At 74.4% G+C, this 21,797-nt stretch carries 1 protein-coding gene (cut by a window edge); it reads right to left on the bottom strand.

The features are described from left to right. Positions 1 to 21,797, bottom strand: the 5' portion of a protein-coding gene (locus ABZ479_RS22175; protein ID WP_500463243.1) for an SDR family NAD(P)-dependent oxidoreductase. The gene continues 5,728 nt to the left of window position 1, outside the view; the window shows 21,797 of its 27,525 coding nt (coding positions 1-21,797); the start codon lies at positions 21,795 to 21,797; its stop codon lies beyond the left edge, outside the window.

Below are 21,797 nucleotides of genomic sequence, written 5' to 3'. Positions count from 1 at the left end.
TCGAGTACGGCCTCGGCCCGCTCGTCCTGGGGCAGTGCCGCGAGCCGCCGGGCGAGCTTGCCCGCCGCGGCCGAACCGGCCTTCGCGGCGCGGCGAGTGGGGACGCGGACCAGTCCGCTCAGCAGCGGCGGCAGCATCCCGCTGCCCGCCTGGGCGCGGAGCGCGGCCAGGTCGAGCTTCATGGGCACGAGGACCGGGGCCTGGGCGGCGTTGGCGGTGTCGAAGAGGGCGAGGCCCTCGTCCTCCGTCAGGGCGTCCACGCCGCCCCGACCGGAACGCGCCACCTCGCCGGCCATGCCGCCGTCCCACAGACCCCAGGCCAGCGATGTCGCGGCCAGGCCCTGCGACCTGCGGTGCGCTGCGAGTGCGTCCAGGAAGACGTTCGCCGCCGCGTAGTTCGCCTGGCCCGCGCCGCCGAAGACACCGGCGGCGGAGGAGAACAGCACGAACGCCGACAGGTCCATGTCCTGCGTGAGCTGGTGGAGGTTCCACGCCGCGTCCACCTTCGGACGCAGGACCGCAGACAGGCGCTCCTGGTCCAGGGACGCGATGACACCGTCGTCGAGGACACCGGCGGTGTGGACTACCGCAGACAACGGACGCTCCGCCAGTAGCCCAGCCAGGGCGTCCCGGTCGGCCACATCGCACGCCGCCCACGCCACCGACGCACCCAGATCCGTGAGCTCCGCCGTCAGCTCCGCAGCACCCGGAGCGTCCTCACCCCGGCGGCTCACCAGCAGCAGATCCCGCACCCCGTACTCGGACACCAGGTGCCGCGCAAACAAGCCGCCCAGCGCACCACTGGCACCCGTCACCAGCACCGTGCCATCGAGCACCGGGAGTTCGACGTCGGGTCCCGCGACGGCCCGCGCCAGGCGAGGCGCCAGGAACGCCCCGTCCCGGACGGCGATCTCCGGCTCACCGGTCGCCAACGCCGCCGCGACGACCTCGGGGGTGATCTCACCGTCGAGGTCGATCAGGCCGAACCGGCCCGGGTTCTCCGACTGCGCCGAACGGATCAGGCCCCACACCGGGGCGTGCACCAGATCCGCGACCTCGTCGCCGGGTGCAGCAGCCACCGCGCCCCGGGTCAGGAACACCAGACGCGACTCGGCGAACCGCTCGTCGCCCAGCCACTCCTGCACCAGCGCGAGCACCCGGCCGGTCTCCGCATGCACCGCACCGGCCACGTCCGGCACCGGCTCGTCGGCCACACACGGCACGACCAGCACCGCCGGAGCCGCGCCGCCCTCAGCCTCGAAGGTCTGGAGTCCGGCACTCGCCAGCGTCCAGTCTTCGACCGAACCGCCGGTCGGCACCGGCGACCACTCGACGCGGAACAGCGCGTCACCCTGACCGGCACCCGGCCCGGCGAACTGCTCCGGCGAGAACGCCCGCAGCACGAGACCGGCCACGGACGCCACCGGCGCGCCCTCGGCGTCCGCCAGCTCCAGCGCGACGACATCACGGCCCGTACTCGCCAACCGCACCCGTACCTCGGACGCGCCGACGGCGTGCACGGTCACGCCCTGCCAGGAGAACGGCAGCTTCGCCTCACCGTCCGCGCTGTCGGTGCCGCTCACGCCCAGTGCGTGAAGCGCCGCGTCCAGCAGCGCCGGATGCAGCCCGAAGGCAGCCGCCTCGGCCTCCACCGACTCCGGGAGGCGTACCTCGGCGAACACGTCCTCGCCGAGACGCCACACCGACCGCAGACCGCGGAACACCGGCCCGTAACCGAAGCCGGCATCCGCCATGCCCTCGTACAGCCCGTCAATCGCGACCGGCTCAGCCCCGACCGGCGGCCACACCGCCAGATCGAAGCCCGGCACCGCGCCTCGCTCTGCCAGCACACCAGCTGCGTGCCGCATCCACGGCCCGTCCTCCACTCGCGAATGCAGTGCCAGCGCCCGACGGCCCTCACCGTCACCGGCGCCCACCGACAGCCGTAGCTGCACGCCACCGTGCTCCGGCAGCAACAGCGGCGCCTCAAGTGTCAGATCCTCCAGGACCTCACACCCGACCAGCTCACCCGCACGCACCGCCAACTCGACGAAGGCCGTACCCGGCAGCAACACCGAACCCATCACCGCGTGATCCGCCAGCCACGGATGCGTCGTCAGCGACAGACGCCCGGTGAACACCACCCCATCCGAATCCGGCAGCTCGACCGCCGCACCCAGCAACGGATGATCCGCCGCACCGAGACCGAATCCTGTGGCATCGCCGGGGCCGGCCTGTGCGCCGCCCGACTCGAGCCAGAACCACTCGCGCTGGAAGGCGTAGGTGGGCAGTTCGACCTGCCGACTGCCGGTCGGCGCGAAGTACGCCTCCCAGTCCACGGTGACTCCGGCGGTGTAGGCCTGGGCCAGGGCAGCGGTCAGGGTGCCGACCTCGGGCCGGCCGCCGCGCAGTGCCGGGGCGAAGGAGGCCCCGTCCTCGGTCAGGCAGTCCTGGGCCATGGCGGACAGGACGCCGTCGGGGCCGAGTTCGAGGTAGGTGGTGACGCCTGCGGCCTCCAGGGTGCGGACACCGTCCAGGAAACGGACGGCTTCACGGACGTGGCGCACCCAGAACTCGGGCGAGGACATCTCGTCCGTGACGACCGCACCGGTCAGGTTCGAGACGACCGCAATACGCGGTGTCTCGAACGACAGCCCGGCAACGACCTCGCGGAACGCGTCGAGCATGCCGTCCATGTGCGGCGAGTGGAACGCGTGGCTGACCGTCAGACGCTTGGACTTCCGGTCACTGAAGGACTCCACGATCGCGACCGCGGCATCCTCGTCGCCCGCGATGACGACTGCCTGCGGGCCGTTGACGGCAGCGATGCTCACGCTTTCGTTCAGCAGCGGCAGAACCTCGTCCTCCGACGCCTGCAGCGCGATCATCACACCGCCACCCGGCAGCGCCTGCATCAACCGCCCACGCGCCTCGACCAGCTTGCACGCGTCCTCAAGCGACAACACCCCGGCAACGTGGGCGGCGGCGATCTCACCGATGGAGTGGCCCGACACAAAGTCCGGCTTCACACCCCAGGACTCCAGCAGCCGGAACAGCGCCACCTCCACCGCGAACAACGCCGGCTGCGCGAACTCCGTCCGGTCCAACGCTTCCGCGTCATCCCCGAACAGCACATCCAGACCCAGCCGCTCACGGACCGCGTCCAAGGCCTTGGCGAACACCGGGTAGGCGTCGTACAGCTCACGCCCCATCCCCAGCCGCTGACTCCCCTGCCCCGTGAACAGGAACGCCAGCTTGCCCGTGACCGAGGACGAACCCCGCACCAGGCCCGCTGCAGCGTGCCCCTCGGCGAGGGCGGCCAGGCCGCGCAGCAGCTCGTCGCGGTCCGCCGCCACGACCGCCGCACGATGCTGGAATGCGGCGCGCCTGGTGGCCAGGGAGTAGGCCACATCGGCGGTGCCGATCTCCGGGGCCTCTTCGAGGAGGTGCGTGTGCAGGCGGGCCGCCTGGTCGCGTACGGCGTCCTCGGTCTTCGCCGACAGCACGTGGGGCAGTGCGGTGGTTGCCGGAGCGGCCGGGGTCGGCCTTGCCTTCGTGATCGGGGCGAGGTCGTCGGGCGCCTGCTCGATGATCGTGTGGGCGTTGGTGCCGCTGATGCCGAAGGACGAGATGCCGGCGCGGCGCGGGCGGCCGGTCTCAGGCCACGGAACCGAGTCGGTCAGGAGGGAGACAGCGCCCTCGGACCAGTCGACGTGCGGGGTCGGCTCGTCCACGTGCAGGGTCCGCGGCAGCACGCCGTGGCGCATCGCCATGATCATCTTGATGATGCCCGCGACACCCGCCGCGGCCTGCGTGTGGCCCATGTTGGACTTGATGGAGCCGATCCACAGCGGCTGCTCGTCGCTGTGCTCCTGGCCGTAGGTGGCCAGGAGGGCCTGGGCCTCGATCGGGTCGCCCAGCGTCGTGCCGGTGCCGTGCGCCTCGACCGCGTCGATCTCGTCGCCCGACAGGCCCGCGCTCGCGAGCGCGGCGCGGATCACCCGCTGCTGCGAGGGTCCGTTCGGCGCCGTCAGACCGTTGCTCGCGCCGTCCTGGTTGATCGCCGAACCCCGCACGATCGCCAGCACCGGGTGCCCGTTGCGGCGGGCGTCCGACAGCCGCTCCACGAGCAGCATGCCCGCGCCCTCGGCCCAACTGGTGCCGTCGGCCGCGGCCGCGAAGGACTTGATGCGGCCGTCGGGGGCGAGGCCGCGCTGACGGCTGAACTCGGTGAACGTTCCCGGCGTCGCCATGACGGTCACACCACCGGCGAGCGCCATCGTGCACTCACCGTTGCGCAGCGCCTGAATCGCCCAGTGGAGCGCCACCAGCGACGACGAACACGCCGTGTCGACCGTGACCGCCGGACCCTCGAGACCGAACGCGTACGACACACGACCCGACGCGATGCTCCCGGAGTTGCCCGTACCGAGGTATCCCTCGACGCCGTCAGGCACGGAGGTGATCCGGGTGGCGTAGTCGTGGTACATGATGCCCGCGAAGACGCCGGTACGGCTGCCGCGCATGGCGGCCGGGTCGATGCCGGCGCGCTCGAACGCCTCCCAGGACGTCTCCAGCAGCAGACGCTGCTGCGGGTCCATCGCCACCGCCTCACGCGGCGAGATCCCGAAGAACGCGGGGTCGAAGCGACCCGCGTCGTGCAGGAACCCGCCCGACTGGGTGTAGCTCGTCCCGCGGCCGTCCGGGTCCGGGTCGAACAGCGCGTCCAGATCCCAACCACGGCCCTGCGGGAACACCGAGATCGCGTCACCGCCACCGACCACCAGCCGCCAGAGATCCTCGGGGGTCTCCACCCCACCCGGATAGCGACAGCTCATGCCCACGATCGCGATCGGTTCGTCGTCCAGCACCCCGGCTCGCACTGGCACCGACGCCGTACCGGTCGGCTCGACTAGACCCAGAACCTCGCTCAGCAAGAACTCCGCGAGCGCCCCGGCCGTGGGGTAGTCGAAGACCAGCGTCGCCGGCAGCCGCACACCGGCCACCGAACCCAACCGGTTCCGCAGCTCGACCGCGGTCAGCGAGTCGAAGCCGAGCTCCTTGAACGCACGATCCGCCGGCACCTCGTCAACGGAACCGTGGCCCAGAACACCCGCCACCTCACCCCGCACCACGTCCAGCACCGCAGCAGAGCGCTCGTTCTCGGCGAGTCCGGCCACCCGCTCGCGCAGGGCGGACGCGCCGGCCGCGGCACCGTGCGCGGCCGCCCGGCGGGCCGGGACGCGAACGAGCCCGCGCAGCAGGTCGGGAAGCATCCCGCTGCGCGCCTGGAGACGGAGGGCGGGCATGTCCAGCGGCAGCGGGACGAGCAGCGGCTCGGTCGTGCGCTGTGAGGCGTCGAAGAGAGCAAGGCCGGCCTCAGGGGCCAGGACGGTGATGCCGCCGCGGTTGATCCGTTCGCGATCGGTCTCCCCCAGGTACCCGCCCATGCCGCCGTCCCACAGGCCCCAGGCCAGTGACGTGGCGGCCAGGCCCTGTGCCCTGCGGTGCGCGGCCAGCGCGTCCAGGAAGACGTTCGCCGCCGCGTAGTTCGCCTGACCCGCGCCACCGAAGACACCGGCGGCGGAGGAGAACAGCACGAACGCCGACAGATCCATGTCCCGCGTCAGCTCGTGCAGGTTCCACGCCGCGTCCACCTTCGGACGCAGCACCGCCGACAGACGCTCCGCCGTCAGCGATGCGACCACGCCGTCGTCCAGGACACCAGCGGTATGCACCACCGCCGACAGCGGACGCTCCGCCGGAATGCCCTCCAGCACGGCCGCCAGGGCGTCCCGGTCGGCCACATCGCACGCCGCCCACGCCACCGACGCGCCCAGCTCAGCCAGTTCAGCGGTCAGGTCCGCAGCACCCGGGGCGTCCTCGCCACGGCGGCCGACCAGCAGCAGATCCCGCACCCCGTACGCGGATACCAGATGACGCGCGAACAGACCGCCCAGCGCACCACTGGCACCCGTCACCAACACCGTGCCCTGCGCGTCCAGCCCACGCACGGTGTCGTCGCCCGCCACGGCGGCGGCCAGCCGCGGCACGCGGAGCGTGTCCCCGCGTACGGCGAGCTGGGCCTCGGCGGTCGCCAGCGCCTTGGACAGCACGTCCCCGGAGAGCGAGTCGTTGTCCTCGTCGACGTCGATCAGGCCGAACCGGCCCGGGTTCTCCGACTGCGCCGATCGCACCAGGCCCCACAGTGAGGCGTGCGCGAGGTCCGCCACGTCCTCGCCCGGCAGGGCCGCGACCGCGCCGCGCGTCAGGAACACCAGACGCGAGTCGGCGAACCGCTCGTCGCCCAGCCATTCCTTCACGAGGTCCAGAGCCCGCTGCGAGGCGGTGTGCACGGAATCCGCGACGTCCCCCGTCGGCTCGTCCGTCACGCACGGTACGACCAGCACCGCCGGGACGGTCCCGCCCTCGGCGGCCACGCCGCGCAGCGCCGCCAGATCCGCGAACGCCTGGGATCCGGCGCCCAGCAGCATCCAGTCGTCGGCCTCGGGGCCGGTGGTCTCGGCGGTCCGGAGCTCGGGCCAGTCCACGCGGAACAGCGCGTCGCGAGTGGCGTCCTGGGCCGTGCTCAGCTGGTCGCGGCTCACGCCGCGCAGAGCGAGGCCGGCCACGGTCGCCACCGGTGCACCGGTGGCGTCGGCGATCTGCAGGGCGACCTCGTCGCCGTGGACGGGGGTGAACCTCACGCGCAGCGCGGACGCGCCGACGGCGTGCACGGTCACGCCCTGCCAGGAGAACGGCAGCTTGGCCTCACCGTCCGCGCGGTCGGTACCGCTCACGCCCAGCGCGTGCAGCGCCGCGTCCAGCAGCGCCGGATGCAACCCGAACGCCCCCGCCTCGGCCTCCGCCGACTCCGGCAGCCGCACCTCGGCGAACACGTCCTCACCCAGACGCCACACCGACCGCAGACCCTGGAACACCGGCCCGTACCCGAACCCGGCACCCGCCAGACCCTCGTACAGACCGTCAACGGCAACCGGCTCCGCGCCGACCGGCGGCCACACCGCCAGATCGAACGCCGGCACCGCACCCCGCCCGGCCAGCGACCCGGTCGCATGCCGGACCCACGGTCCGTCCTCCACTCGCGAATGCAGGACGAGCGCACGACGATCCTGACCATCGGCGGCACCCACCGACAGACGCAGCTGCACGCCACCGTGCTCCGGCAGCACCAGCGGCGCCTCAAGCGTCAGATCCTCCAGGACCTCACACCCGACCAGCTCACCCGCACGCACCGCCAACTCGACGAAGGCGGTGCCCGGCAGGAGCACCGAGCCCATGACCGCGTGGTCCGCGAGCCACGGGTGCGTCGTCAGCGACAGGCGCCCGGTGAACACCACCCCGTCCGAGTCCGGCAGCTCGACCGCCGCACCCAGCAGCGGATGATCCGCCGCCCCAAGACCGGCCGACGCGACGTCGCCCTGCGAACGACCCGCGTCCAGCCAGTAGACGGAACGCTGGAAGGCGTAGGTCGGCAGGTCGACGCGCTGGGGGCGGTCGGGGACGAAGTACGCCTGCCAGTCGACGGGTACACCGCGCACGTGGGCGGTCGCGACCGCCGTGAGCAGCGTCTCGGCCTCCGGTCGGCCGTTCCTCAGGGCCGGGGCGAAGGCGGCGCTCTCGCCGGTCAGGCACTCCTGCGCCATCGCTGACAGGACGCCGTCGGGCCCGAGTTCGAGGTATGTGGTGACGCCGGCCGCCTCCAGGGCGCGGACGCCGTCCAGGAAGCGCACGGCCTCCCGCACGTGCCGCACCCAGAACTCCGCCGACGCCATCTCGTCCGTGACGATGGCACCGGTCAGGTTCGAGACCACAGGGATGCGCGGAGCCTCGAAGGAAAGCCCCGCCACGACCTCGCGGAACGCGTCCAGCATCCCGTCCATGTGCGGGGAGTGGAACGCATGGCTGACCGTCAGCCGCTTCGACTTCCGGTCACCGAAGGACTCCACGATCGCGACCGCGGCATCCTCGTCACCCGCGATCACCACCGACGAAGGCCCGTTGACCGCTGCGATGCTCACCCGGTCGGTCAGCAGCGGCAGGACCGCGTCCTCCGACGCCTGCACCGCGATCATCACGCCACCGGAAGGCAGCGCCTGCATCAGCCGACCACGAGCCGCGACCAACGTGCACGCGTCCTCGAGCGTCAGCACCCCGGCCACATGGGCGGCAGCGATCTCACCCACGGAGTGACCGGACACGAAGTCCGGCTTCACACCCCACGACTCCAACAGCCTGAAGAGCGCGACCTCCACCGCGAACAACGCCGGCTGCGCGAACTCCGTCCGGTCCAACGCTTCGGCGTCGTCACCGAACAGCACGTCCAGACCCAGCCGCTCACGCACCGCGTCCAACGCCCGCGCGAACACCGGATAGGCGTCGTACAGCTCACGCCCCATCCCCAGCCGCTGACTCCCCTGCCCCGTGAACAGGAACGCCAGCTTCCCGGCACCGGCGGCGCCCCGCGTCACCGACGCCGACGGGCCGTCCGCCGTCAGTGCGGCCAGGCCGCGCAGCAGCTCGTCCCGGTCCGCCGCCACGACCGCCGCGCGCTGGTCGAACAGGGCGCGGCTGGTGACGAGGGAGTGGCCGATGTCGGCGGAGCGGGCGTCGGGGTGGGCCTCGACGTGGGCGTGCAGTGCGCCTGCCTGGGCGCGCAGCGCTTCCGGCGTCCGGGCGGAGAGGAGCCACGGGAGGGTCCGCGCGGCGGGCGCGTCCCCAGCCGGGGCCACGACCGGGACCCGAACCGTGTCAGGCGCCTGCTCGATGATGGCGTGCGCGTTGGTGCCGCTCATGCCGAAGGAGGAGATGCCGGCGCGGCGCGGGCGGCCGGTGTCGGGCCAGTTCATCTGCTCGGTCAGCAGGGAGACCGCGCCCTCGGACCAGTCGACGTGCGGGCTCGGCGCGTCCACGTGCAGGGTTTCCGGCAGGACGCCGTGCTGCATCGCGAGGACCATCTTGATGATGCCCGCGACACCGGCCGCGGCCTGCGTGTGGCCGAAGTTGGACTTGATGGAGCCCAGCCACAGCGGCTGGTCATCGGTCTTGTCGCGGCCGTAGGTGGCCAGGAGCGCCTGGGCCTCGATCGGGTCGCCCAGCGTCGTGCCGGTGCCGTGCGCCTCCACCGCGTCGACGTCCGCGGCCGTCAGGCCGGCGTTGGCGAGGGCGGCGCGGATCACCCGCTGCTGGGACGGGCCGTTCGGGGCGGTGAGGCCGTTGCTGGCGCCGTCCTGGTTGACCGCCGAGCCCCGCACCACCGCGAGCACCGGGTGGCCGTTGCGGCGGGCGTCGGACAGCCGCTCCACGAGCAGCATGCCCGCGCCTTCGCCCCACGCGGTGCCGTCGGCGGCGGCCGCGAAGGGCTTGCAGCGGCCGTCGGCGGCGAGGCCGCGCTGGCGGCTGAACTCGGTGAAGACGTCGGGGGTGGTGATGATGGTGACGCCGCCCGCGAGGGCGAGCGTGCACTCGCCGTTGCGCAGGGCCTGCGCAGCGAGGTGCAGGGCGACCAGCGACGAGGAGCACGCGGTGTCGACGGTGACGGCCGGGCCCTCGAAGCCGAAGGTGTACGAGACGCGGCCGGAGGCGATGCTGCTGGAGCCGCCCGTGCCGAGGTAGCCTTCGACGCCTTCGGGGACCGTGTTCAGCCGCGAGACGTAGTCGTTGTGCATCTGACCGACGAACACGCCGACCTGGCGGCCGCGCAGGTCGCCCGGGTCGATGCCGGCCCGCTCGAACGCCTCCCAGGACGTCTCCAGGAGCAGCCGCTGCTGCGGGTCCATGGCCAGGGCCTCGCGCGGGTTGATCCCGAAGAACGCGGGGTCGAAGTGGTGGGCGTCGTAGAAGAAGCCGCCTTCGCGGGCGTAGGAGGTGCCGGGGCTGTCGGGGTCGGGGTTGTAGAGGCCGTCGAGGTCCCAGCCGCGGTCGGTGGGGAGGTGGCCGATGCCGTCGCGACCGTCGGCGAGCAGGCTCCAGAGGTCCTCGGGGGTGCGGACGTCGCCGGGGAAGCGGCAGCTCATGGCGACGATCGCGATGGGCTCGTCGGCCTCGGCGGCGTGCGCGGCCCGGCCGGGGACGGCGGCGGCCGCTGCGGCAACCGCCGCCTGCGAGCCGAGGAGTTCGTCCTTGAGGTAGCCGGCGAGGACCGTCGGCGTCGGGTAGTCGAAGACGAGGGTGGCGGGCAGGCGGATGCCGGCGGTGGCGCCGAGCCGGTTGCGGAACTCGACGGCCGTCAGCGAGTCGAAGCCGAGGTCCTTGAAGGCGCGGGTGGGTTCGACGGCGTCCGGGGTGGCGTGGCCCAGGACGGCGGCGACCTGGCCGCGGACGAGGTCGAGCAGGAGGGCGTCGCGTTCGTCCTCGGGCAGGCGGACGAGCCGGTCGACGAGCGGCGTCCCGCCGCCTGCCGCGGGTGCCCCGGCGGCGGCGCGGCGGGTCGTGGTGCGGACCAGGCCACGCAGGAGGTGGGGCACCATGCTGGCGTCGGCCCGGCGCAGCGGCGCGAGGTCGAGGTGCATGGGGACGAGGAGGGCGTCGCCGGTGCCGCGGGCGGTGTCGAGGAGGGCCAGGCCCTCGTCGGAGGACAGGCCGAGGACCCCGGAGCGGGTCATGCGGTCCTTGTCGGCGGTGTCGAGTTCGCCGGTCATGCCGCTGGCCTCGGCCCACAGGCCCCACGCGAGGGAGGTTCCGGCGAGGCCGTGGGCCTGCCGGTGGCGGGCGAGGGCGTCGAGGAAGGCGTTGGCGGCGGCGTAGTTGGCCTGGCCGGCGCCGCCGAAGGTGCCGGCGGCGGACGAGAAGAGGACGAAGTCGGCGAGGTCGAGGTGCCGGGTGAGCTCGTGCAGGTGGAGCGCCGCGTCGGCCTTGGGCCGCAGGACGGTGTCGAGGCGCTGCGGGGTGAGGGAGTCCAGGACGCCGTCGTCGAGGACGCCCGCGGTGTGCACGACGGCGGTCAGCGGACGGTCTGCGGGGACGGTCGCCAGCAGCGCGGCCAGCGCCTCGCGGTCGGCGGTGTCGCAGGCGGCGACGGTGACCTCGGCGCCCAGGGCGCGCAGTTCGTCCGCGAGTTCGCGGGCGCCGGCGGCGGATTCGCCGCGGCGGCTGGTGAGCAGCAGGTGGCGGGCGCCGCGCGCGGTGACGGCGTGCCGGGCGACGAGCGCGCCCAGCGTACCGGTGCCGCCGGTGATGAGGACGGTGCCCTCGGGGTCCCAGCCGGTGGGCAGGGTCAGCACGATCTTGCCGACGTGGCGCGCCTGGCTGAGGTAGCGGAAGGCCTCGGGAGCCTGGCGCAGGTCCCAGGCGGAGACCGGGACCGGCCGCAGGGCGCCCGCGTCAAAGAGGGCCAGCAACTCGGTGAGCATCTCCTGGATGCGGTCGAGGCCGGCCTCGGTCAGGTCGAAGGCCTGGTAGGCGACGCCGGGGTGGGCGGCGGCGACGTCCTGCGGCTCACGGACGTCGGTCTTGCCCATCTCCACGAAACGTCCGCCGCGCGGCAGCAGCCGCAACGAAGCATCCACGAACTCCCGCGCCAGGGAGTCCAGAACGACGTCGACACCCCGCCCACCGGTCGCGGCGCGGAAGGCGTCCTCGAAGTCGAGGGTGCGGGAGGAGGCGATGCGGTCGTCGGTGAGGCCGAGTCCGCGCAGGGTGTCCCACTTGCCGGGGCTGGCGGTGGCGTAGACGTCGGCGCCCCAGTGACGGGCGAGCTGGACGGCGGCCATGCCGACGCCGCCCGCGGCCGCCTGGATGAGGACGGACTCGCCGCCGCGCAAACCGGCGAGGTCGTGGAGCGCGTAGTACGCCGTCATGAAGACGATCGGCACCGACGCCGCCTCGGCGAAGGTCCAGCCGTCCGGCATCGGGGCGACCATGCGCCGGTCGACGACGGCCAACGGGCCGAACGCGCCGGGCAGCATGCCCATCACGCGGTCGCCCGGGGCGAGGTCGGTGACGCCGGGGCCGGTCTCCACGACGAGGCCGGCGCCCTCGCTGCCCATGAGGCCCGGGTCGCCCGGGTACATGCCGAGGGCGTTGAGGACGTCACGGAAGTTGAGGCCGGCGGCGCGGACGGCGACGCGGACCTGGCCGGGCTCCAGCGGTGCCTCGGACTCGGGGCTGGGCAGCAGGGTGAGGTTGTCCAGGGTGCCCTTGTCCTGGATGTCCATGCGCCAGGCGGTGGTGTCCGCGGGCGGGGTCAGCGCCGTCGTGGCGGGGACCCGGGCCAGCCGGGGCGCGTGAACGGTGCCGCGGCGGACGGCGAGTTGGGGCTCGCCGCTGGCCAGGGCGGCCGCGAGCGCCTGCGCGGAAGCGGGGTCGCCGTCGAGGTCGACGAGGACGAACCGGTCGGGGTTCTCGGACTGTGCGGTGCGGACCAGGCCCCACACGGCCGTGTGGGCCAGGTCGGCGACGTCCCAGTCGCTCTGGGTGGCGACGGCGCCCCGGGTGACGAGCACCAGGCGGGAGGCGGCGAGCCGGTCGTCGGCGAGCCAGTCCTTGACGAGGACCAGTGCCCGGTGTGCAGCGGTGTGCACGGAGTCCGCAAGGGCGTCGGGGGCCGTATCGCGGGCGAGGTGGGCGAGGACGTACGCGGGCGCGGGGGCACCGGCCGCCTCGATGGCGGCGGTGAGGGCGTCCAGGCCGCTGTGGGCGGTGGTGTCGACGCCGGGGACGTCCAGCGCGTCGGGCCCGACGCAGGCCCACGGCGCGCCGGCGGCGGGGGCGTCGGCGGGCAGGGGCAGGGTGGCCCAGTCGACGCGGTACAAGGACTCGTGGTGGGCGGAACGCGGGCCGCCGCCGATCTGGCCTGCGGCGACCGGCCGCACCATGAGGCTGCCGACGGTGGCGACGGGTGCGCCGGTGGTGTCGGCGATGCGCAGGGAGAGGGTGTCCTCGCCGCCGCTGGTGAGGTGGACGCGCAGTGCGGAGGCGCCGGCGGCGTACAGGGACACCTGCCGCCAGGAGAAGGGCAGCCGGCCGGGACGCTCGCCCTCGGGGGCGGGCTGGACGAAGGTGCCGTGCAGGGCGGCGTCGAGCAGTGCCGGGTGCAGGCCGAAGCGGGCGGCCTCGCCCTGCTGGTCGTCGGGCAGGGCGACTTCGGCGTAGACGTCGTCACCGGACACCCAGGCGGCGCGCAGGCCCTGGAAGAGCGGGCCGTAGGCGAAGCCGCCCTGGCCGAGGTGCTCGTACAGCCCGTCCACGCCGACGGCTTCGGCGCCCGGTGGCGGCCAGGCGGTGAGGTCGAAGGCGGGGGCGGGTGCTCCGCCGGAGAGCAGGCCGGTGGCGTGCCGGGTCCACGGCTCGTCGGCGGGGGCGTCGTGGTCGGTGGACCAGACGTCCAGGGCGCGGCGGCCGGTCGCGTCGGGGGCGCCGACGGCGATCTGGAGGCGGACGACGGCGCCGGGCGCGAGGACGAGTGGAGCTTCGAGGGTGAGTTCTTCCAGCAGGTCGCAGCCGGCCTGGTCGCCCGCGCGGACGGCGAGTTCGACGAAGGCGGTGCCGGGCAGGAGGACGGAGCCCATGACGGCGTGGTCGGCGAGCCAGGGGTGGGTGTCGAGGGAGAGGCGTCCGGTGAGCAGGAAACCTTCGCCGTCGGCGAGGGCGACGGCGGCACCGAGCAGCGGGTGGTGGGCGGCGCCCAGACCGGCGGATTCGACGTCGCCGACGAATCCGGCCGGCGTCTCCAGCCAGAACCGTTCCCGCTGGAAGGCGTAGGTGGGCAGGTCGACGCGCTGCGCGCCGGTCCCGGCGAAGTACGCCTGCCAGTCGACCGCGATGCCCCGGGTGTGCGCGGCGGCCAGCGCCTCGGTCAGGGCCTCGGCCTCGCCGCGGTCGCGGCGCAGGGCGGGCAGGAAGACGGGGGCGTCGGCGGGGTCGGCGGTCTCGGGGAGGCAGTCGCGGCCGAGGCCGGACAGCACGCCCTGGGGCCCGAGTTCGAGGTAGGTGGTGACGTGTTCGGCGTCCAGGGTGCGGATGCCGTCGAGGAAGCGGACGGCCTCGCGGACGTGCGCGACCCAGTGGCCGGCGGTGCGCAGTTCGTCGCCGGCGAGCCGCCCGGTGAGGTTGGTGACGACGGGGACGGTCGCCCGGTGGTAGGTGATCGACTCGGCGACCTCGCGGAAGTCGTCGAGCATGCCGTCCATCAGCGGGGAGTGGAAGGCGTGGCTGACGGTCAGGCGCCGGGTGCGGCGGCCGCGGCGTTCGAACTCGGCGGCGATCTCCAGGGCGAGGGTTTCCTCGCCGGAGATGACGACGGCGTCGGCGGCGTTGACGGCGGCGATGCCGATCCGGTCCTCGTGGCCGGCCAGCAGCGGCAGCACCTCGTCCTCGGCGGCTGCCAGGGCGATCATGGCGCCGCCCTCGGGCAGGGCCTGCATGAGCCGCCCGCGGGCGGCGACGAGCCGGGCCGCGTCGGGGAGCGTGAGGACACCGGCGACGTGGGCGGCGGTGATCTCGCCGATGGAGTGGCCGGAGACGTAGTCGGCGCGGACGCCCCAGGACTCGACGAGCCGGTAGAGCGCGGTCTCCAGGGCGAACAGGGCGGGCTGGGTGTACGCGGTGCGGTCGAGCTCGTCGCCGTCGGACGCGAACAGCACGTCCTTCAGGGGGTGTTCGAGGTGCGGGGCGAACTCCTCGCACACCGCGTGCAGTGCGGCGGCGAACACGGCGTGGGTGTCGTACAGTTCGCGGCCCATGCCGGGGCGCTGGCTGCCCTGTCCGGTGAACAGGATCGCGGTCCTGCCGTCGGCGGCGGTGTGCCGGACGACATGGGCGCCGTCCTGGTCCCCGGCGAGCGCGGCGAGGCCGGCGAGCAGCCCGGCGCGGTCGTGGGCGACCACGGCGGCCCGGCGGTCCAGGGCGGTGCGGGTGGTGGCCAGCGACAGCGCCACATCGGCGGGGGCGGCCTCGGGCCGCTCGGCGAGGTGGGCGGCCAGGCGGGCGGCCTGGGCGCGCAGCGCGGCGGGGGTGCGGCCGGACAGCACGAAGGGCAGCGGGACGGCCGCCGGGGCCGGGCCGGTGATGACGTCCCCTGCCTCGGCGGGGGGCTCCTCGATGATGACGTGCGCGTTGGTGCCGCTGACGCCGAAGGAGGAGATGCCCGCGCGGCGGGGGCGGTCCGTCGCCGGCCAGGACTCGGCCTCCGTCAGCAGGGAGACGGCGCCCGCGGACCAGTCGATGTGCGGGGACGGCTCGCCGATGTGCAGGGACTGCGGCAGGACGCCGTGCCGCATCGCGAGGATCATCTTGATGATGCCGGCGGCGCCGGCGGCGGCCTGGGTGTGGCCGATGTTGGACTTGATGGAGCCCAGGCGCAGCGGCTGGTCCGCGGCGCGGCCCTGGCCGTAGGTGGCGAGCAGCGCCTGCGCCTCGATGGGGTCGCCCAGCGTGGTGCCGGTGCCGTGCGCCTCGACGGCGTCGACGTCGGCGGTCGTCAGGCCCGCGCCGGCCAGGGCGGCGCGGATGACGCGCTGCTGGGAGGGGCCGTTGGGCGCGGTCAGGCCGTTGCTGGCGCCGTCCTGGTTGACGGCGGTGCCGCGGACGACGGCGAGGACGCGGTGGCCGTTGCGGCGGGCGTCGGAGAGCCGTTCGACGAGGAGCATGCCGGCGCCCTCGGCCCAGCCGGTGCCGTCGGCGTCGGCGGAGAAGGACTTGCAGCGGCCGTTGGTGGACAGGCCGCGCTGGCGGCTGAAGTCGATGAAGGTGTCGGGGGTCGACATGACCGTGACACCGCCCGCGAGGGCCATGTCGCACTCGCCGCTGCGCAGCGCCTGGACGGCCAGGTGCAGGGCGACCAGCGAGGAGGAGCACGCGGTGTCGACGGTGACGGCCGGGCCCTCCAGGCCGAGGGTGTAGGAGACGCGGCCGGAGGCGACGCTGCCCGCGGTGCCGGTGCCGAGGTAGCCCTCCAGGCCCTCGGGAAGCGCGGCCAGCCGGGTCAGGTAGTCGTGGTACATCACGCCGGCGTAGACGCCGGTGCGGCTGCCGCGCATCGAGGTGGGGTCGATGCCGGCGCGCTCGAAGGCCTCCCAGGACGTCTCCAGCAGCAGCCGCTGGTGGGGGTCCATGGCGAGGGCTTCGCGCGGGTTGATGCCGAAGAAGTCCGGGTCGAAGTCGGCGGCGTCGTGGAGGAAGCCGCCCTCGCGGGTGTAGCTGGTGCCGGCCCGTCCGGGGTCGGCGTCGTAGAGCGCGGCGAGGTTCCAGCCGCGGTCGGTGGGGAACGGGGTGATGGCGTCGACCGAGCCGGCGACGAGCTGCCACAGCTCGTCGGGGGTGGTGACGCCGCCCGGGTAGCGGCAGCTCATGCCGACGATGGCGATAGGGTCGTCGTCGGTCGCGGTGACGGTGGTGACGGCCTTGACGGGGGCGGAGTCGGCGTCGTCGCCGAGGAGTTCGGTGCGCAGGAACGCGACGAGCGCGTTCGGCGTCGGGTAGTCGAAGACGAGGGTGGCGGGCAGGCGCACGCCGGTCGCCGAGCCGAGGCGGTTGCGCAGCTCGACGGCGGTCAGCGAGTCGAAGCCGAGTTCCTTGAAGGCGCGGGCCGGGTCGACGGCCTCGGGGCCGGGGAAGCCGAGGACGGCGGCGACCTGGACGCGGACGGTGTCCAGCAGGAGGCGGTCGCGTTCGGCGGGGGTCAGCGGCAGGAGCCGGCCGGCGAGCCCGCCGGCCGGGGCGGCCTCGGCGGTGTCGGCGGCGCGGCGGGCCGCGGGGCGGACCAGGGCGCGCAGCAGGGCGGGCACCATGCTCGCGTCGGCCTGCCGCAGCGATGCCAGGTCCAGGTGCATGGGGACGGCGGTGGGCTCGCCGACGGCGCGGGCGGTGTCGAGCAGCGCCAGGCCCTGCTCGGAGGAGAGCGCGGCCACGCCGGCGCGGGAGATCCGCTCCAGGTCGGTGTCGGCGAGGTCGGCGGTCATGCCGCTGCGTTCGGCCCACAGGCCCCAGGCGAGCGCGGTGGCGGGCAGCCCCTCGGCGTGGCGGCGGTGGGCGAGGGCGTCGAGGAAGGCATTGGCGGCGGCGTAGTTGGCCTGGCCGGGGCCGCCGAGGGTGCCGGCGGCGGCGGAGAACAGGACGAACGCGGCGAGGTCGCCGTCGCGGGTCAGTTCGTGGAGGTGCACGGCGGCGTCGACCTTGGCGGGCAGGACGCGGTCGACGCGCTCGGGGGTGAGCGCTTCGAGGATGCCGTCGTCGAGGACGCCCGCTGTGTGCACGACGGCGGTCAGCGGACGGTCGGCGGGGACGGTCGCCAGCAGCGCGGCCAGCGCGTCGCGGTCGGCGGTGTCGCAGGCGGCGAGGGCGACCTCCGCGCCCAGCTCGCGCAGGTCGGCGAGGAGTTCGGCGGCGCCGGGGGCGGCCTCGCCGCGGCGGCTGGTCAGCAGCAGCCGGCGTATGCCGTGCCGGGTGACCAGGTCGCGGGCGACGAGCCCGCCGAGGGTGCCGGTGGCGCCGGTCACGAGGGCGGTGCCGTCGGGGTCGAGGGCGGGCGCCTGCTGCTCGGGCGCGGCGGCGACCCGCGTCAGGCGGGGCACGAGGACCTTGCCGTCACGGACGGCGAGTTGGGGTTCCGCGCCGGCGAGGGCGAGCGCGCCGGGCAGGGCGCGCAGGGACTCCTCGCGTCCGTCCAGGTCGGCCAGGACGAAGCGGTCGGGGTGCTCGGACTGGGCGGAGCGCAGCATGCCCCACAGCGGGGCGTGGGCGAGGTCGGCGACGTCGGCGGCGGCCGTGGTGGCGACCGCGCCGCGGGTGACGAACACCAGGCGGGAGGCGGCGAAGCGGTCGTCGGCGAGCCAGGCCTGGGCGAGCGCGAGGGCGTCGTGCAGGGCGGTGCGGACGGCGCCCGGCAGGTCGGCGTCGAGGGAGGTCTCGCCGCCGTCGCCGAAGGGCACGACGACGGCCTGCGGGACGGGTCCGCCGGCCGTCAGGGCGGCGCCGAGCGCGTCGAGGCCGGCGTGGACCGCCGCGGTGGGCAGGGCGCCGGTGAACGCGCCGCCCGCCTCGCCCAGCACGGCCCACTGGCCGGCGGCGACGGTGGTGGCGGCGGGCGCCGGGACGCCCGTCCACTCGACGCGGAACAGCGACTCGTGGAAGGCGGTGCGCGCGGCGTGCACCTGCTCGGGCGAGACCGGCCGCAGCAGCAGCCCGTCCACGGAGGCGACGGGGGCGCCGGTCTCGTCGGCGAGGGTGACGGAGACGGTGTCGTTGCCCGCGGGCGCGAGGCGGACCCGCAGGGCGCGGGCGCCGACGGCGTGGAGGGCGACACCGCTCCAGGAGAACGGGAGCCTGCCGTGCTCGGTGTCCTCCAGGAGCGAGCCGATGCCGACGGCGTGCAGGGCGGCGTCGAGGAGCGCGGGGTGGACGCCGAACAGGCCGGCCTCGGCGTGCGCCTGCTGCGGCAGGCGGACCTCGGCGAACACCTCGTCGCCGCGCTGCCAGGCCGCGGTCAGGCCCTGGAAGACGGGTCCGTAGGCGAAACCGGACTCCGTCAGCCAGTCGTACAGGCCGTCGACGACGACCTCGTCGGCGCCCGCGGGCGGCCACTCGGCGAGGTCGTCGGCGGACGGGGTGGCGCCCGGCGCGGCGGGGGCGAGGACACCGGTGGCGTGGCGGGTCCAGGCGCCCTCGCCCCAGGTGTCGTCCGCCGCGTCCTCGGGACGCGAGTGCAGGGTCAGCGCGCGGCGTCCCTCGGCGTCGGGCGCGCCGACGGCGAGCTGGATCTGCACGCCGCCGTGCGGGGGCAGCACGAGCGGCGCTTCCAGGGTGAGTTCGTCCAGCAGGGGGCAGCCGGTGTGGTCGCCGGCCTGGAGGGCGAGTTCCACCATGGCCGTGCCGGGCAGCAGCACGGTGTCCATCACCGTGTGGTCGGCGAGCCAGGGGTGGGTGGCGAGCGAGAGCCGGCCGGTGAAGAGGTGGCCGTCGCCGCCGGCCAGGGCGATGGCCGCGCCCAGCAGCGGGTGGTCGGCGGAGCCGATGCCGACAGCCGTGACGTCGCCCGCCCAGGCGGTGGGCTGCTCGGGCCAGAACAGCTCGCGCTGGAAGGCGTACGTGGGCAGGTCCACGCGGCCGCCGCCGCGGCCGGCGAACACGGCCCGCCAGTCGACGGGGACACCGTGGACGTGGGCCTGCGCGACCGCGCCGGCCAGGGCGGCCGGTTCGGCGCGGTCGGCGCGCAGCACGGGCACGAACAGGGCGCCCGGGTCGTCGACGCACTCCTGGGCGAGGGCGGTCAGCACGCCGCCGGGGCCCACCTCGACGAAGGCGGTGACGCCCTGCGCGGCCAGCCGGCGCACGCCGTCGTGGAAGCGGACGGCCTCGCGGACGTGGCGGACCCAGTAGTCGGCGGTGCCGATCTCGTCGGCGGTGACGGAGGCGCCGGTGAGGTTGGAGACGATCGGGATGACCGGCGGCCGGTAGTCAATGGTCCCGGCGATGTCGCGGAACGCCTCCAGCATGCCGTCCATCAGCGGGGAGTGGAAGGCGTGGCTGACCGTCAGGCGCTTGGTCCTGCGGCCCTGGGCGCGCAGTTCCTCGGCGATCGCCTCGGCGGCGTCCTCCTCGCCGGAGACGACGACGGAGCGCGGGCCGTTGACGGCGGCGATGCCGACCCGGCCGGTGAGCAGCGGCGTCACTTCCTCCTCTGCGGCCTCGACGGCGATCATGGCGCCGCCGGTGGGCAGCGCCTGCATCAGCCGGCCGCGGGCGGCGACCAGGCGGGCCGCGTCGGGCAGGGTGAGGACGCCGGAGACGTGGGCGGCGGTCAGTTCGCCGATGGAGTGGCCGATGAGGAAGTCGGGCGCCACGCCCCACTGTTCGAGCTGACGGAAGAGGGCGACCTCGACCGCGAACAGCGCGGTCTGCGCGTAGGCGGTCTGGTCGAGCAGGGCGGCGCGCGGGCTGTCCTGCGGCGCGAACAGCACGTCGTACAGGGGGATGTCGAGGTGCGGGTCGAGTGCGTCGCGGACCTCGTCCAGGGCGCGGGCGAAGCCCGGGTGGGTCGCGTACAGGTCGCGGCCCATGCCGGGGCGCTGGCTGCCCTGTCCGGTGAAGAGGAACGCGGTCTTGCCCTCGCCCGCCGTGCCGAGGACGGCCTCCGCGGGCTGTTCGGTGCGGTCGGCGTCCGCCAGCAGGTCGAGGCCGGCGAGCAGCGCGTCGCGGTCGGCGGAGAACAGCACCGCCCGGCGGTCCAGGGCGGCGCGGCTGGTGGCGAGCGAGAACCCGAGGTCGGTCAGGCCTGCGGCGTCGGCGGCCAGTTCGGGGTGGGTGCGCAGGTGGGCGGCGAGGCGCTCCGCCTGCGCGCGCAGGGCGGTGTCGCCGTGGCCGGACAGCATCAGCGGCACCGGGCCGTCGGCGCCCTGCACGGCCTCGGCCGCGGGGGCGGCCTCCTCGGCGGAGGGCTCCTGCGGCTCGTCGGCGCTCGGGGCCTCTTCGATGACGGTGTGGGCGTTGGTGCCGCTGACGCCGAAGGAGGAGATGCCGGCGCGACGCGGCTGCCCGGTCGCGGGCCACGGCACCGACTCGGTGAGCAGGGCGACGTCGCCGGAGGTCCAGTCGACGTTGGCGGAAGGCGCGTCGATGTGGAGCGACTTGGGCAGGACGCCGTGCCGGATCGCCTGCACCATCTTGATGATGCCCGCGACACCGGCGGCGGCCTGCGTGTGGCCGATGTTGGACTTGACCGAGCCCAGCCACAGCGGGCGCCCGTCGGGACGGTTCTGGCCGTAGGTGGCGAGGATCGCCTGCGCCTCGATGGGGTCGCCGAGGGTGGTGCCGGTGCCGTGCGCCTCGACGACGTCGACCTGCGCGGGGCTGAGCCCGGCGTTGGTCAGCGCCTGGCGGATGACGCGCTGCTGGGACGGGCCGTTGGGGGCGGTGAGGCCGTTGCTGGCGCCGTCCTGGTTGATGGCGGAGCCGCGGACGATCGCCAGCACGGGGTGGCCGTTGCGGCGGGCGTCGGAGAGCCGCTCGACGAGCAGCATGCCGACGCCCTCGCCCCAGCCCGTGCCGTCGGCGCCCTCGGCGAACGGCTTGCAGCGGCCGTCGGGGGCGAGCCCGCGCTGCCGGCTGAACTGGATGAAGGCACGCGGGCTCGACATGACGGTGACGCCGCCCGCGAGGGCGATCGTGCACTCGTCGTTGCGCAGCGCCTGCACGGCCAGGTGCAGCGCGACGAGCGAGGCCGAGCAGGCGGTGTCGACGGTGACCGCCGGGCCCTCAAGGCCGAAGGTGTACGACAGGCGGCCGGAGATGACGCTGGCCGCGTTGCCGGTCATCAGGTATCCCTCGACGCCCTTGGGGACGTCGTGCAGCATCTCGGGATAGTCCTGGCCGTTGGTGCCGATGAAGACACCGGCCTTGCTGCCGCGCAGGGTGCCCGGGTCGACCCCGGCCCGCTCGAAGGTCTCCCAGGCGGTCTCCAGCAGCAGGCGCTGCTGGGGGTCCATGCCGAGGGTCTCGCGAGGGCTGATCCCGAAGAACGCGGCGTCGAACTCCCCGACGCCGTTGAGGAATCCGCCCTCGCGGGTGTAGCTGGTGCCTTCCTGGTCGGGGTCGGCGTCGTACAGCGAGTCGATGTCCCAGCCGCGGTCGGACGGGAAGTCGGTGATGGCGTCGCGGCCCTGGGCGACCAGGTCCCACAGGCCCTCCGGCGACGTGATGCCGCCGGGGAACCTGCAGCTCATGCCGACGATCGCGATCGGCTCCGGCTCCGCCGACTCGACCTCGCGGAGCCGCTGCCGGGTCTGGTGCAGATCGGCCGTCACCCGCTTCAGGTAGCCGAGGATCTTGTCCTGATCTGCCAT

The sequence above is a fragment of the Streptomyces sp. NPDC005722 genome (genome assembly GCF_040630935.1).
Classification (GTDB): Bacteria; Actinomycetota; Actinomycetes; order Streptomycetales; family Streptomycetaceae; genus Actinacidiphila.
Note: the sequence above shows the minus strand (reverse complement) of the source record. Positions and strands in the feature narration are given on the sequence as shown.